The sequence below is a fragment of the Malonomonas rubra DSM 5091 genome, assembly GCF_900142125.1.
GTDB lineage: Bacteria > Desulfobacterota > Desulfuromonadia > Desulfuromonadales > Geopsychrobacteraceae > Malonomonas > Malonomonas rubra.
The window spans coordinates 118962-132352 of the sequence record NZ_FQZT01000003.1; the positions used below are offsets into that span (position 1 = coordinate 118962).

12 protein-coding genes are annotated in these 13391 nt (G+C 52.2%); 9 read left to right on the forward strand and 3 right to left on the reverse strand.

The window, feature by feature from the left end:
• Positions 1-340 precede the first annotated feature (340 nt).
• From BUB13_RS05635 to BUB13_RS05660, 6 genes are all read left to right on the forward strand, one after another.
• Entirely contained in the window at positions 341-1120 is a 780-nt protein-coding gene (locus BUB13_RS05635; protein WP_072906601.1) for an IclR family transcriptional regulator, read from the forward strand.
• 303 nt (positions 1121-1423) lie between these two features.
• The gene (locus tag BUB13_RS05640; RefSeq protein ID WP_072906603.1) at positions 1424-1687 is read left to right on the forward strand and encodes a DUF4212 domain-containing protein; all 264 of its coding nucleotides are present in this window, start codon (positions 1424-1426) and stop codon (positions 1685-1687) included.
• A gap of 12 nt (positions 1688-1699) precedes the next feature.
• Positions 1700-3502: a sodium:solute symporter family protein gene (locus BUB13_RS05645; protein WP_072906607.1), complete on the forward strand. Its 1803-nt coding sequence runs from the start codon at positions 1700-1702 to the stop codon at positions 3500-3502.
• A 130-nt stretch (positions 3503-3632) separates the two neighbouring features.
• Positions 3633-4016, forward strand: a complete 384-nt coding sequence (locus BUB13_RS05650; protein ID WP_072906611.1) for a hypothetical protein — start codon at positions 3633-3635, stop codon at positions 4014-4016.
• 136 nt (positions 4017-4152) lie between these two features.
• On the forward strand, positions 4153-6054 hold the full coding sequence (locus tag BUB13_RS05655; RefSeq protein WP_072906614.1) for a DUF294 nucleotidyltransferase-like domain-containing protein: 1902 nt from the start codon (positions 4153-4155) through the stop codon (positions 6052-6054).
• 102 nt (positions 6055-6156) lie between these two features.
• Positions 6157-7077, forward strand: coding sequence for a chemotaxis protein CheV (locus BUB13_RS05660; protein ID WP_072906616.1), 921 nt, complete (start codon positions 6157-6159; stop codon positions 7075-7077).
• Positions 7078-7422: 345 nt separating this feature from the next.
• On the opposite strand, the gene BUB13_RS05665 is transcribed toward BUB13_RS05660, so the two are convergent.
• The gene (locus BUB13_RS05665; protein WP_072906620.1) at positions 7423-7611 is read right to left on the reverse strand and encodes a hypothetical protein; all 189 of its coding nucleotides are present in this window, start codon (positions 7609-7611) and stop codon (positions 7423-7425) included.
• A gap of 302 nt (positions 7612-7913) precedes the next feature.
• On the opposite strand from BUB13_RS05665, the gene BUB13_RS05675 reads away from it, so the two are divergent.
• The gene (locus BUB13_RS05675) at positions 7914-10001 is read left to right on the forward strand and encodes an amino acid permease (RefSeq protein WP_072906624.1); all 2088 of its coding nucleotides are present in this window, start codon (positions 7914-7916) and stop codon (positions 9999-10001) included.
• 34 nt (positions 10002-10035) lie between these two features.
• On the forward strand, positions 10036-10287 hold the full coding sequence (locus tag BUB13_RS05680; RefSeq protein WP_072906626.1) for a hypothetical protein: 252 nt from the start codon (positions 10036-10038) through the stop codon (positions 10285-10287).
• Between the two features lie 54 nt (positions 10288-10341).
• Here BUB13_RS05680 and tpx read toward each other — a convergent pair whose 3' ends face one another.
• Positions 10342-10866, reverse strand: coding sequence for a thiol peroxidase (gene tpx / locus BUB13_RS05685; protein WP_072906628.1), 525 nt, complete (start codon positions 10864-10866; stop codon positions 10342-10344).
• 188 nt (positions 10867-11054) lie between these two features.
• On the opposite strand from tpx, the gene BUB13_RS05690 reads away from it, so the two are divergent.
• The gene (locus BUB13_RS05690; protein WP_072906630.1) at positions 11055-12845 is read left to right on the forward strand and encodes a GspE/PulE family protein; all 1791 of its coding nucleotides are present in this window, start codon (positions 11055-11057) and stop codon (positions 12843-12845) included.
• Between the two features lie 85 nt (positions 12846-12930).
• On the opposite strand, the gene BUB13_RS05695 is transcribed toward BUB13_RS05690, so the two are convergent.
• The gene (locus tag BUB13_RS05695) at positions 12931-13389 is read right to left on the reverse strand and encodes a hypothetical protein (protein ID WP_072906632.1); all 459 of its coding nucleotides are present in this window, start codon (positions 13387-13389) and stop codon (positions 12931-12933) included.
• Positions 13390-13391 lie beyond the last annotated feature (2 nt).

Sequence of the window (13391 nt, forward strand, 5' to 3'; positions counted from 1 at the left end):
AAAATACAGATCATGTAGGCACCCTCAAGACAGCAACCCTGGCAACAGGAAAGAAGTAAAAATAAAACCGCTAAAAACAAGTTTATAAAACATTGTTATTTAGACAAAAATAGATCTATTTTTTATGTTTTCATGAATCATATCACACACTTACAGAACTAATAAAAAATACAAAATCTTGCATATAGTGTGACCCTATAGCGATAAAACAAAAAAGCATATTGACAACTTTATAACGCCGTATTACTGTTTGATCACAAAAGAATGGAGAGAAAATTAAAAGTTGCTAAAACGAAGAGCCGGTTTAAAATTTAAACGCGGCCCATAAAAGGGATAAGCAATGCCGAACAGGGAAAAAGATACTTACTGCATAAGATCAGTAGAAAACGCCCTGCTCTTGCTGGAAGCGCTGGCCGAAGGCGATTCCAAATGCAGCCTGTCCCAACTGAGCAGCAAACTTGGCATGACCAAGGCTAGCCTGTTCCGCCTGATGGCAACATTTGAAAGCCACGGCTACGTTGAACGCGGACAAGGCTCCAGTGAATACAAGCTGGGCCTGGCAGCCTTTGAAGTCGGGCAAAAACTACTCTCCCGCATGACCCTCCTCCACAAAGCCCGCCCGGTCATGAACCAACTGGTCCGCCAGTGCAACGAAACCGTCTACCTTGTCGTTCAGCGAGACGACGATGCTCTCTTCCTGGAGATGACCGACAACGACCAGAAGGTCAAAGTCGTCTCCCTCAACGGTCGTCGCTACCCCCTGGGCGATTGCGCTGCCGGCAGAATCCTGCTGGCCTTTGACGATGCCACCAACAAAGAGCGGTCAGAAGAGCTGCCGCACAACATTCAGGATGAAATAAAGCATTGCCGCGAGCAAGGCTTCTGCATTGATCGTGACGGAATCGGCGAAGGCAGCACCTGCATCGCCGTCCCTTTGTTCAACGCCGAAGGCAACTCTTGCGGCTGCCTGGCAATGGTCGGACCGAGCTTCCGCATGGACAACGAGCGGATCAACAACCAGCTGCTTCCCGCAATTAAAGCAGCTGGCGAAATGGCTTCAGCCCGGCTCGGCCACATCGGCTTCGGCCTGAAAAGCAAGCAGCCCGCTGCCGCCAACTAGGCAAAAGCGAAACACCGTAAAGAAAAAAATAACGGGGTTCTATTTTATTATTGACTAGATTTTTTAAAAAGCATACTTTTGAACAAATACAAGAATAAAACACTGTATTATAAAAGTTAAAAAACGTAGCAAGACTGCAACAGCAAAGCTTTTTGAAACAGGAAATTTAAAACTTTAAAAGAAAGGAGGCAAAGTGGCACAAAACAACGTTTATCAAGGGCCGGGCACTTGACCCACCCTTCAAAGGTTCATTGTTAAAAGGTTTGAGTTACAACCATTCATTATTTTGAGGAGGTTTTTTCTATGTCAACACACACACACGACTCAGTAGCATACTGGAAAGAATGCTTAGCACTGATCAGAAACGTTCTGATCGTATGGTTCCTGTGTTCTTACGGTGCGGGAATCCTGTTTGCTCCGGCACTGAACAGCGTTAGCGTCGGCGGATATCCACTCGGCTTCTGGTTTGCCCAGCAGGGCTCAATGTATATTTTTATCGCTCTGATCTTCATCTACGCCAAGTTGATCGGAAACATCGATAAAAAATATGACGTTCACGAAGATTAAGGAGGATATCTTATGGGTCTTCAAGCTTTAACATATCTTGTTGTCGGGCTTACCTTTGCCCTCTATATCGGCATCGCCATCTGGGCACGTGCCGGTTCCACGAGTGAATTCTACGCCGCTGGCGGTTCGGTTCACCCGGTCCTGAACGGTATGGCGACTGGTGCTGACTGGATGTCGGCTGCGTCCTTTATCTCGATGGCCGGTCTGATCGGTCTGTTCGGTTACGGTGGTACCGTCTTCTTGATGGGCTGGACCGGTGGCTACGTCCTTTTGGCGATGCTGCTCGCTCCTTACCTGCGGAAGTTCGGTAAATTTACCGTTCCGTCCTTCTTCAGCGCCCGCTACTATTCAAAAGGCGCCGGTACTGTTGGTGTTGTCTGCCTGCTGATCGCGTCCCTGACTTACATCATCGGTCAGATGACTGGTGTTGGTGTTGCATTCTCCCGTTTCCTCGGCGTTTCCAACGCAACCGGTATCTTCATCGGTATGGGTATCGTCTTTATGTACGCGGTTTTCGGCGGCATGAAAGGCATCACCTACACCCAGGTTGCTCAGTACTGTGTTCTGATTCTTGCTTACACCGTTCCGGCGATTTTCATCTCGCTGAACCTGACCGGCAACCCGATTCCTCAGCTTGGCCTCGGTTCCGACATGGCCGGTACTGATGTTGCCCTGCTCAGCAAGCTTGACCAGGTCGTTACCGATCTCGGTTTTGCCCAGTACACCACGAACTTCCGTGGCAGTATGTTGAACACCTTCGTTTACACCCTGTCGCTGATGATCGGTACCGCAGGTCTGCCGCACGTTATCATGCGCTTCTTCACCGTTCCGACCGTTAAGGACGCACGTTCCTCCGCTGGTTGGGCACTTGTTTTCATCGCGATCCTTTACACCACCGCTCCTGCAGTTGCTGCAATGGCAACCATGAACCTGCACGCAACCGTTAACCCGGGTATCGTCCAAGACGCTAACTTCGACGTAATGGCTCCTGGTTCACAAATCGTATATGACGAGCGTCCGGCATGGATGAAGCGTTGGGAAGTTACCGGCCTGCTGAAGTTTACCGACAAGAACGGCGACGGCCGCATTCAGCACTACAACGACAAGTCAAAAGATCCTAAGTTTGCTGCTGCCGGTTGGGCAGGCAACGAGCTGAGCGTTAACAAGGACATCATGGTTCTCGCGAACCCGGAAATCGCCCTGCTGCCGAACTGGGTTATCGCCCTGGTCGCAGCCGGTGGTCTGGCTGCTGCACTCTCGACCGCTGCTGGTCTGCTGCTCGCAATCTCCTCGGCTATCTCTCACGACCTGATCAAAGAGAAGTTGATGCCTGACATCTCTGAAAAGGGCGAGCTGATGGCTGGTAAGATCTCCATGGCGTGCTCGATCTGCGTCGCCGGTTACCTCGGCCTGAACCCGCCTGACTTCGCAGCTGGTACTGTTGCCATCGCCTTCGGTCTGGCAGCCAGCTCGATCTTCCCGGCGCTGATGATGGGTATCTTCAGCAAGACCATGAACAAAGAAGGCGCGATCGCTGGTATGCTCGCCGGTATCGGCGTCACCATGCTCTACGTTTTCGCTCACAAAGGTATCTTCTTCATCAAGGGCACCGAGTTCCTCGGCCTCTTCGGTGGCAAGTCGAGCTTCTTCTTCGGCATCGAGCCGAACGCCTTCGGTGCAGTGGGTGCGGTTGTTAACTTCGCCGTTGCCTTCGCAGTGAAGAACATGACCACTCCGGTTCCGGAAAACATCGCTCAGATGGTTGAGGATGTCCGGATTCCGAAGGGCTCCAAGGCTGTTGACGGCGCCCACTAATAAGTCCATGTGCCATTGTTGATCAGGCGACAATCTGATCTGTTTCCCCCCGCCGGGCCCGGCGGGGGGAAGATTTTTTCACCAGACTCAATGACACAACCGCCTGTAACCGGGCGATAGGAGCTTAAAGATGGTATTCAACCCAAGCATTGCAATGACATGGATCCTGTTTCTGGCACTGTTCCCGATTTCCTTCGTCTGGCTTCGCCGGGCGTACAGAATCTTCATCAAGAAAAACTACTCAGAAGTCGCCCAGAAAAAAGGGGTGGCGCCGAAAAACCCGCAGAAGTGGGCACCAGTCGTCGGACTGCTCAACCTGGTCGCAGGTGCTGTCTGCGTTTACACCATCTATACTGTCCTGATGGGACTGGCTCCGTACGATGACTGGAGCGCCATGGCTGGCACCACGATCTGGACGAAGCTTTTTGCTGACTTTATCATCCGGCAACAGGCTCATCCGTTCCAATTCGGCAAAAAGAAAAAGCAGGAAGAGAAGAAAACCTGCACAGCGTAAACAAATTAGGGTTTAAGGCACGGCAAACTTTAAACCTACCAGTTCATGTGTTAACATCCCGGCATAAAGTAAAAGGCTTCCATCTTGGAAGCCTTTTGCGTCAGCGCAAAAGCAGTCCTCACTCGGGAGACGCAGAATGGGCCTGATCAACACACTAGGCGACACCGAACCCTTCAACATGCTGCCGGAAGATGTCGTCGAGACCATCATCCGCTCAGCAATCCTGCGCAAGTTCCCGGCCCGCTACCATATTTTCAACCAGCATGATCCCCCCAGCGGCTACCTTTACGTCATCAAGGACGGTGAGATCGAAATCGTTGCCCTGTCGCCCGGCGGTGTCGAAATGGTGGTTGACCGTCGCCACCCCGGGGCTTTCTGTGGCGGCACCCCGGTCTTTACCAACGAAGACTACACTGCCGGTGCCCGGACCGTAAGCGACACCGAATGCTACCTGATTCCGCAACAGCTGCTGCAGGAGATTGCCGCCGACTATCCGCAAATACGGCAATACTTCACCCGCCGCATCCACTCGCAGCTGCGTAATCTCTATTCCGGGATCATGCAGGACCATGTCAGCGACCAGGAAAGCAAGATGGAAGCCTACCCGTTCCAGAAGCGGCTGGCGGAAATCATGAGCTTCCCGGTACAGACCTGCCTGCCCGATGCGACGGCTCAGCAGATCGGCCGGCAGATGCTGGAGCACAAAGTCGGCACCGTGCTGGTTGTCGATGAGAAGAAGCGACCCTTGGGCATCGTTTCAGAAAAAGACCTGGTTGCCAAAGTCATCTCCCCCGAAGGCATCAACAGTCGCACTGCACGTGCACAGGACCTGATGGGGGCAAAGCCTCACCAGATGACGGTGAACAATTACATGTACGAGGCGATGGCGTACCTGGAAAGTCACCAGGCCAAGCACCTGACGGTAATGAATCAGGGCGAACTGGTCGGGATCGTCACCCTGCGCGACCTGATGCGCTACCGCAGTCAGAAGGCAATGCTGCTTGTCGGCAAAATCCGTGACACCAAATCGATTGAAGCCCTGGTACAGATCCGTCTGGAAATGGTCAAGATCGCCAAAATCCTGATGCATGAAGCACGCACGACCGTCGAGACAATGGAGATTCTCTCTTACATCCACCACTGTATTCTGCGTCGTGGCTACGAGCTGGTGCAGGCAGAGATGGAGGAAGAAGGCCTGACCCCGCCAGACATCAGCTACTGCTTTATCATTATGGGCAGTGGCGGCCGTAAAGAGATGCTGCTCGGACCCGATCAGGACAACGGCTTTATCTACGAAAACTTTCCGGATGAAAGGAAAGAGGAAGTCGACGCCTATTTCATTCCCTTTGCCAAACGCCTGGTCGAAGCCTTCGACATCATCGGCTATCCAAAGTGCAAGGGCAAAGTCATGGTCGACAACCCACTCTGGCGTGGAAGATTGGACGAATGGCACGATCGGATCGCCGACTGGATCAACAGTCCCAAACCGCAAAAGGTGCGCTACTCCACCATCTTTTTCGATTTTATGCCACTGGTCGGCGACCCCTCACTCTGCCGCAGCTTGACCAACATCGTTCACCAGCAGATTCGCAAATTTCCGCTGTTCCTCTACCACATGATGGAGCTTGATTTTAAACACAAGGTTCCCCTCGGCCTGCTCGGCCGCTTCATCATGGACAAAGAGGTCAAGGGGAAAATCTCCACCAAGCAGACCGGCAGCATCTTCATCGTCGATTGCGTGCGCATGTTTCTGCTGGAAAAACAAGCCGAGGCAACCACGACCTTCGAGCGGCTTGACGAGCTGGTGAAGTTAAAAGTTTTCAACCACGACACCGCCGACCATATCAAAGCAGCCTATGAAGCCTTCACTTACCTGCGCCTGCGCAACGAAATCTCGCTGATCGAAGCCGGCCTTGAACCGTCCCACTACCTCGACCCCTATGCTTTGAGCAAAGACGAGCAGGAGCTTCTGAAAGAAGCCTTCCGCGTCGCCAGCAAATTGCAGGACTCCTGCAAACGCCATTTCAACGTCGGCTGATCCGCAAAATCCGGGCAACGAGATTTCCCAGTATTTTATGCTTGAAAAACAGAGACAATACGGCATAATTAGCTGACACAAATCTTTCACCCGGGAGGGGCTATGACCGAGCAGAGCAATTCTCTTGACGAAGCAATCCGCCGCAGCAAGCTTTCCAGCAGCAACCAGATGGAGATGCTGACCTTCCGCCTGACCGATGGCCAGTTGTACGGCATCAACGTTTTCAAAATCATCGAAATCCTGGAGTGTCCGGAACGGATCGACAAGCTGCCGCAGTCACATCCAGCGGTCAAGGGTGTCATCTCCTTCCGTGGTCAGGGCATCACAGTCATCGATGTCTCCGAGTCAATCGGCATGGAGAAGGTCGATTTTCAGAACGAGCTAGCCTACCTGGTGGTCTGCGAATACAACAACCAGCTCAACGCGTTCCTGGTAAAGCAGCCGGAAACGCTGTTGACGCGTGGCTGGGACGAAATCAAGAAGCCGGAGGGATTCCACGCCCCCTCGGTGGTTGCCATCGGCTACGCTGACAACGAAGAGATGATCCTGATCCTCGATATCGAAACAGTGCTGGTCGATGTCATCGGAATGGACGCCAACCTGGATCAGCAGTTTATCACCCAGGCCGCCGCCAAGTGTGCCGGGAAAAAAGTCCTCCTGGTCGACGACTCCAATTCGGCAATGAGTTTGATGCAAAACACCATGGAGAAGTTGGGGATCGAACACAACTCCTTCAATTCAGCGGTCAAAGCTCTCGAATACCTGCACACCCAGATTGATCAAAACCAGCCGCCCAGATACGACCTGATCATTTCCGACATCGAAATGCCTGGAATGGACGGCTTTACCTTTACCCGCAATGTCCGCTCCCTTGACGATATGACCGGAACTCCAATCGCCCTGCATAGCTCAATGAGCAACCCGACCAACCAGCAAAAAGCGGTAGAAGCCGGGGCCGATGAATTTATCCCCAAGTTCAACCCGGAAGCTTTGAGCGAACTGGTCTTGCGGCTGACCGCGTAAAAGGACAGGCCGAGCAAATGGATTTCTCGCATAAAGCGCGAACCCGAAATTAGTGGTCTGGAGATTTTCCTTGCCCGTCGAAAGCCTCGAACCATAAAACGAAGTTATATTTTAACTGGCGAGCAATAACGATCAGGCGGTTAACTTACGTTATCACTGCCAAGGCAATGATTCGCTCGTCGTTAATCACACGAGTCGAACTCAGGCTTGCCGAAACGGCTTTCATTCAGTCAAAGTCATTTTTGCCCGATAGCATTCTGAGCGAATCATATTGCAACATTTTTTTTACTTCGTTAGAGTGGGAAAGAATGAAACTCTGTTTCACTTAGGTGGGCAATGACGCTATCAAGGAAAATCATAATTCTTCTCTGCGTGCTCTTTTTCTTCCTGGCAGGAATCGCTCCTGCACTGAGCGTTGCTGATTATTCTCTCCCCGGAAGAGAGACAGGGCCTGCTGTTCTGTCTGAACTCCAAAGGGATATCCAGCTGGGCGCAGCGGATGGAATTGTTGCCGATTCTCAGCAGATCAGTCATAAGCATTTTCCGGCTATCAAGCAGAGGCGTGGAAAACGAAATACTTTCACCGTCCCAACCATAGACCCAGCGCAAAACAGTTCATGTGATAGGTACTCTCCTCTTTCACCTGAAACCTATCTCCAGGCCTCATTTCCCCGGCCAAAACTTGCTTTAAGGCATCTCCGTACTGTCGTTCTCCTGCATTAAACACAGGCTCTCCGTAAAGATAAATGAATACCGTATAGGGCCGACTTATATCCATGTTCCGCATCATCTTGTAGCTTGCTCACTCCGTTCCATGGCTTGCCGATGGAGGTGTTATGCACGCAATAAATAAGCATAAAAGGCTCAAAAAAGAGCTAAAACTGAAAGACGTCTACGCGATCGCGACCGGCGCGACCTTAAGCGCGGGCTTCTTCCTGCTGCCCGGTATCGCAGCGATAGAAGCAGGCCCAGCCCTGGTCCTTGCATATCTGCTGGCCGCCGTTCCGATGGTCCCTGCCATGTTCAGCGTGATCGAGCTCGCAACTGCCATGCCGCGCGCCGGTGGAGTCTACTTCTTTCTCGACCGATCGCTTGGTCCCTATTTCGGAACCATCGGCGGGATCGGCACCTGGCTGGCTTTAATCCTCAAGGTTTCCTTTGCATTGATCGGAATGGGAGCCTACATCGCGCTGTTTCTGCCGAATTTACCCATCATTCCAATAGCGATGGTGATTGCTCTTTTACTTGGAGCCATCAACGTTGTTGGTGCAAAGAAGAGTGGCAGCTTACAGGTTTTTCTGGTTTTTGGCCTGCTGGCAATTCTGGCCTTTTTCCTGCTGGGTGGAGTAATTGAGTTTCAGCCTGTTCATTTTCAAGGCTTCTTCGCTTCTGGTTTCGATGCAATTATCGCAACCTCCGGGATGGTCTATATCAGCTATGTCGGAGTGACCAAAGTCGCCAGTCTTTCAGAAGAAGTGAGCGATCCCGGGACAAACCTGCCGAAAGGGATGATCCTCTCCCTGGTAACAGCTGTGCTGGTCTATTTTTTCGGAACCCTGATGATTGTTGGTCTGGTCCCGCCTGAGCAGCTTAAGGGAAGCTTGACCCCGGTCGCGGCAGCAGCAGAGGTTGCCATGGGACGCTTCGGTGTCGTTCTGGTTTCGGTGGCCGCCCTGCTTGCCTTTGTTTCTGTCGCCAATGCCGGCTTGATGAGTGCGTCCCGTTATCCACTGGCAATGAGCCGTGACCACCTGCTCCCACCCAAGTTCAGGAAGCTGGGGAAGTTCGGCACGCCACTGCCATCCATTCTTCTGACCCTCGGGGTGATTCTGGCAATCCTCATCCTGTTCGATCCAATGAAGATAGCCAAGCTTGCCAGTTCGTTTCAGCTGCTGATGTTCGCGCTGGTCTGTCTCGCAGTGATTGTCATGCGCGAGAGCCGTATCGAATCTTATGATCCCGGCTACAAGTCGCCTTTCTATCCCTGGATGCAGATCGCCGGCATAGTGCTGCCGTTTTTCCTGATTTTTGAAATGGGTTGGGTCTCGATCGTTTTTTCGATCGCCCTGGTCCTTATTTCAACCTTCTGGTTCATCTATTACGGTAAACAGCGCACGGCGCGGAATGGTGCAATCTATCACGTTTTTGCACGCCTCGGGCAATATCAGCATCGCGACCTCGATAGTGAACTGCGCGGAATCCTGCGAGAAAAAGGGCTGCGAAAAGAGGATCCTTTCGACGAGATTGTTGCCCGGAGTCTGGTCCTCGATCTGGAAAACGAAACCAGCTTCGAAGGGCTCGTAACAGTCGTTGCCTATAAATTACAGGCCAAAATCAACCTGACAGCCAAGGAAATCAAAGATCAGATCATGGATGGAACACGTATCGGCGCAACCCCCGTGACCCACGGGATCGCCCTGCCGCACTTCCGTACCGACCGGACTGAGCAGGCCGAAATGGTTCTGGTTCGGGCGCGCAACAGCGTCGTGATGACCCATTACAATCCTCTGACCCACGAAGAGGAAGGTGAAATCTGCGTTAAGGCGCTATTTTTCCTGGTCAGCCCGGAACATGATCCAACCCTGCATTTACGCATTCTGGCAAGGATCGCCGAACGGGTTGATGAAGACAGCTTTGCAGCTGAATGGGATCATGCCGAGGATGAGCACCAACTGCGCCAGTCGTTGCTGCACGACGATCGTTTTGCAACTTTGACTTTGGGCAAATCCAGTGCCTCCGAAAAATTGATTGAAAAAACCTTAAGCGATGTTCAGTTCCCCGAAGGCTGCCTGGTTGCGATGCTGCACCGAGCCGGACAATCGTTTGTTCCGAACGGCAACACGGTACTGCAAGACGGTGATCGCCTGACGATTATCGGTAGCGCCACCGGATTGGTGCGCTTGAAAGAGGAATGCTCCCTATAAAAATATGACATTCAGATAAATCTGGAGGAAAAACATGATCAACAAAAAAGGTCACCCGGAAATCAAACCGGCAGATAAAATTATCGTAGAGGGGTTAAACTGCGTCGTCAGCCAAGTTTATGGCAAGTTTTCGGTCATAGGAGCCTGCGAAGTCGTCGTTGCTGCAGATTCACCAGTTTGCAAAGATGTGTGCTGGGACGGGAAACAATGGGTTTTTTCTCAGCGCCCCACTTTTGTCGATGCCACGAAAAGCGCTCGCTTAAAACCCTTTATCGAGATGCTATAAAAAACGGGCGAAGCCTTCGCTTCGCCCGTTTCTATTTTGCGGTTCGGCAGGTTTTTAAATCAGTTTTTTAACCGCGTCCAAAGCTGCAGCATAATCCGGCTCGGCGGTGACTTCCGGCACCAGCTCACAATAAGCGACCTTATCGTTCTGATCGATAACATAAACCGCCCGAGCCAGCAGCTTCAGGTTTTTCAACAGCAGACCGTAATTCAGACCAAAAGAGCGCTCCTGGTAGTCTGACAGGGTTTTTACTTTATCGATCCCGGCATTGCCGCACCAGCGCTTCTGCGCGAACGGCAGGTCAACACTGATCGTATAAACCGCAACCGAGTCCGGCAGATCAGCAGCCTGCTGATTAAATTGACGGGTCATGGTGTCGCAAACTGGAGTATCGAGAGAAGGAACAACTGTAATCAAACGAACTTTGCCAGCATCAGTCGCCAGGGTCACCGGGGCAAGACCGTTGTCGACAACCTGAAAATCGGGCGCTGCGTCGCCGACTTTGATTTCCGGGCCGAGCAAGGTTGCCGGGTTACCTTTGAAAAGGACTGCTGCATCACGCTCTTGATAATCACTCATAGTATCCTCCTGGATTTGGGTAGAATTCAATATCTGACAAATTTAGTCACATTTTACTCAGCCGTTCCTATTTGTCAATTAAGAAATATAACCGACTTCTTTTTATCCGCCACTTTTCAAACCGGAAAAAAGAGAGTACTCTGCCGATGGCAGAAAAGTGCGCCCTTTCCGGCTGACGAGGAGCTGCAATGACTTCGGCTAAAAAACTGACCATCGCCTCCGTTGCTCAACTGTTGAAGCGACGCAAACTGCTTGCTGATGATCAACTTGAAACCGTCCTGCAGCACGGCGAGCAGCAGGCGGAGCGATTACTCAAGCAACTCAGCGGTGGCCGTAACCGCAAACGGTTGCCGCATGAAGAGCAGCTCTCCCCGGCTGAAGTGATCAGCTCTTTCAACCTGGAAATACCAGGCAGCAAAAAGCTGCTGACCGAAGACATCATCACCGAAGTCTTAGCCCGCGCCATCGGGTTACCCTACCTGAAGATCGATCCGCTGAAGCTTGACCTCGATATCGTCACCAACCACATTTCCCGCGCTTTCGCTTTGCGTAATCTGATGGTACCGGTCGACATGATCAACGGCAAACTGGTAATCGCCGTCTCTGACCCGTCCGCAAACCACGGCATTGAAGAGTTGCAACGCACCCGTCGCATCGAGGTCGACCGGGTACTGGCATCGCGCACCGATATCCTGAAAGTTCTGGGCGAATTTTTCGGTTTCCGTGCCTCGGTCATCGCCGCCGAAACGGAAGCGAAAAACAGCGCCGACATCAGCAACCTGGAGCAGCACTTCCAGATGCGCACCGGTCTGCATGATGATGAAGGGACCGACAAACACATCATCGCCGCGGTCGATTTTTTGCTGCAGTATGCCTTCGACCAGCGCGCCAGCGATATCCACATCGAACCGAAACGTGACAAGTCGCTGATCCGGCTGCGTGTCGATGGCGTGCTGCACAACATCCACAACATCCCGAAAAACCTGCATCCGTCGATCGTCTCGCGGATCAAGCTGCTGGCCCGCCTCGACCTGGCTGAAAAGCGGCGGCCACAGGACGGCCGGATCAAGACCGAGCACAAAGGCAAAGAGATCGAACTGCGTGTCTCCACCCTGCCGGTCGCTTTCGGCGAGAAAGTCGTTATCCGGATTTTCGATCCAGATATTCTTATGCAGGATCTTGAAAAGCTCGGCTTCGAACCGCGTGAGTTCCAGCTGTTCAACTCTTTCATCCACCAACCGAACGGTATCATCCTGGTGACTGGCCCGACTGGTAGCGGCAAGACCACCACGCTCTACTCATCGCTGCGGGCGCTCTCTTCGCCGGAAATCAACATTGTCACCGTCGAGGACCCGATCGAGATGGTGCTGGAAGAATTTAACCAGGTCGGCGTACAGAGCGCTATCGATGTTACATTTTCAACGGTGCTGCGCAACATTCTGCGCCAGGATCCCGACATCATCATGATCGGCGAGATCCGCGACAAGGAAACTGCGGACAACGCCGTGCAAGCGGCGCTGACCGGGCACCTGGTACTTTCGACCCTGCACACCAACGACGCTCCCAGTTCGATCACCCGCCTGCTGGAACTCGGCATCCCCTACTTCCTGCTCGCCTCGACGCTGATCGGCGTCAACGCCCAGCGGTTGGTGCGAAAAATCTGCACCGAGTGCAAAAAGGAGCGGCTCCTGACTGAAGCGGAACGCGACTATCTCGACCTGGGAGACGATGATGTAAAAGTCTGGGAAGGTGAAGGTTGCAACGAGTGCCGTGGCACCGGCTACAAAGGGCGCATCGGCATCTTCGAAGTCCTCGACGTCAACACCAACATCAAAGCGTCTTTGAGCAGCGAAACCGACCTGAACTTGCTGACCAGGCTGGCGCGCGAAGACGGCATGAGTACCCTGCGCGAATCGGCAATCCGCAAAATGCTGCTCGGTGAAACCACCTTTGAAGAGGTAATTGCGGTCACTGGCTAAGCAGCAAACTTGAATTGAAAAAGAATAAAAAGAGAGGCAGCACTTTAGCCAAGCGCTGCCTCTCTTTTTATTTGTATTTTGTCACTTACAGATATTCGACCGAGGTAGCAAAAAAGGTAATCGACTCAAGCTGCTTTTCCTTGGTTTTCTCCAGCACTTCCGGCTTGGGGCAGCTTTCGCCCTCCTTCATTCCTTCTTCCTGCTTCTTCTCCGTTGCACAGAGGTCGATATACTGACCGACAGCAAAACCTTCAAGTTTTACCTGTCTGCCCGTCGCATCTGTTCTGAACTTGAAGGCATTATCCTTTGCCCAGACCAGAATGACCGGATCACCCTTTTTATAGCGGCCCTCGACTAACCACACTTTGCAACCGCTCCTGCAGGCCCCGGCGATGGTTCCGGTTAAGGCAATTTTCTGCTTTTCAACCGTAACGATATCTTTGGCCAGCTGGGGCACCGTCAACGAAGTACTAGCATAAACCACTCCTGCAGCGATGGACAGAGCGACAAACAGGCTGAGACATACAAAGGTCCGTTTCGACATAA

Excerpts from the sequence above, each read along its gene's own strand:
- BUB13_RS05635 (WP_072906601.1), top strand. The coding sequence starts at position 341 with ATGCCGAACAGGGAAAAAGATACTTACTGCATAAGATCAGTAGAAAAC.
- BUB13_RS05640 (WP_072906603.1), top strand. The coding sequence starts at position 1,424 with ATGTCAACACACACACACGACTCAGTAGCATACTGGAAAGAATGCTTA.
- BUB13_RS05645 (WP_072906607.1), top strand. The coding sequence starts at position 1,700 with ATGGGTCTTCAAGCTTTAACATATCTTGTTGTCGGGCTTACCTTTGCC.
- BUB13_RS05650 (WP_072906611.1), top strand. The coding sequence starts at position 3,633 with ATGGTATTCAACCCAAGCATTGCAATGACATGGATCCTGTTTCTGGCA.
- BUB13_RS05655 (WP_072906614.1), top strand. The coding sequence starts at position 4,153 with ATGGGCCTGATCAACACACTAGGCGACACCGAACCCTTCAACATGCTG.
- BUB13_RS05660 (WP_072906616.1), top strand. The coding sequence starts at position 6,157 with ATGACCGAGCAGAGCAATTCTCTTGACGAAGCAATCCGCCGCAGCAAG.
- BUB13_RS05665 (WP_072906620.1), bottom strand. The coding sequence starts at position 7,611 with ATGACTGATCTGCTGAGAATCGGCAACAATTCCATCCGCTGCGCCCAG.
- BUB13_RS05675 (WP_072906624.1), top strand. The coding sequence starts at position 7,914 with ATGCACGCAATAAATAAGCATAAAAGGCTCAAAAAAGAGCTAAAACTG.
- BUB13_RS05680 (WP_072906626.1), top strand. The coding sequence starts at position 10,036 with ATGATCAACAAAAAAGGTCACCCGGAAATCAAACCGGCAGATAAAATT.
- tpx (WP_072906628.1), bottom strand. The coding sequence starts at position 10,866 with ATGAGTGATTATCAAGAGCGTGATGCAGCAGTCCTTTTCAAAGGTAAC.
- BUB13_RS05690 (WP_072906630.1), top strand. The coding sequence starts at position 11,055 with ATGACTTCGGCTAAAAAACTGACCATCGCCTCCGTTGCTCAACTGTTG.
- BUB13_RS05695 (WP_072906632.1), bottom strand. The coding sequence starts at position 13,389 with ATGTCGAAACGGACCTTTGTATGTCTCAGCCTGTTTGTCGCTCTGTCC.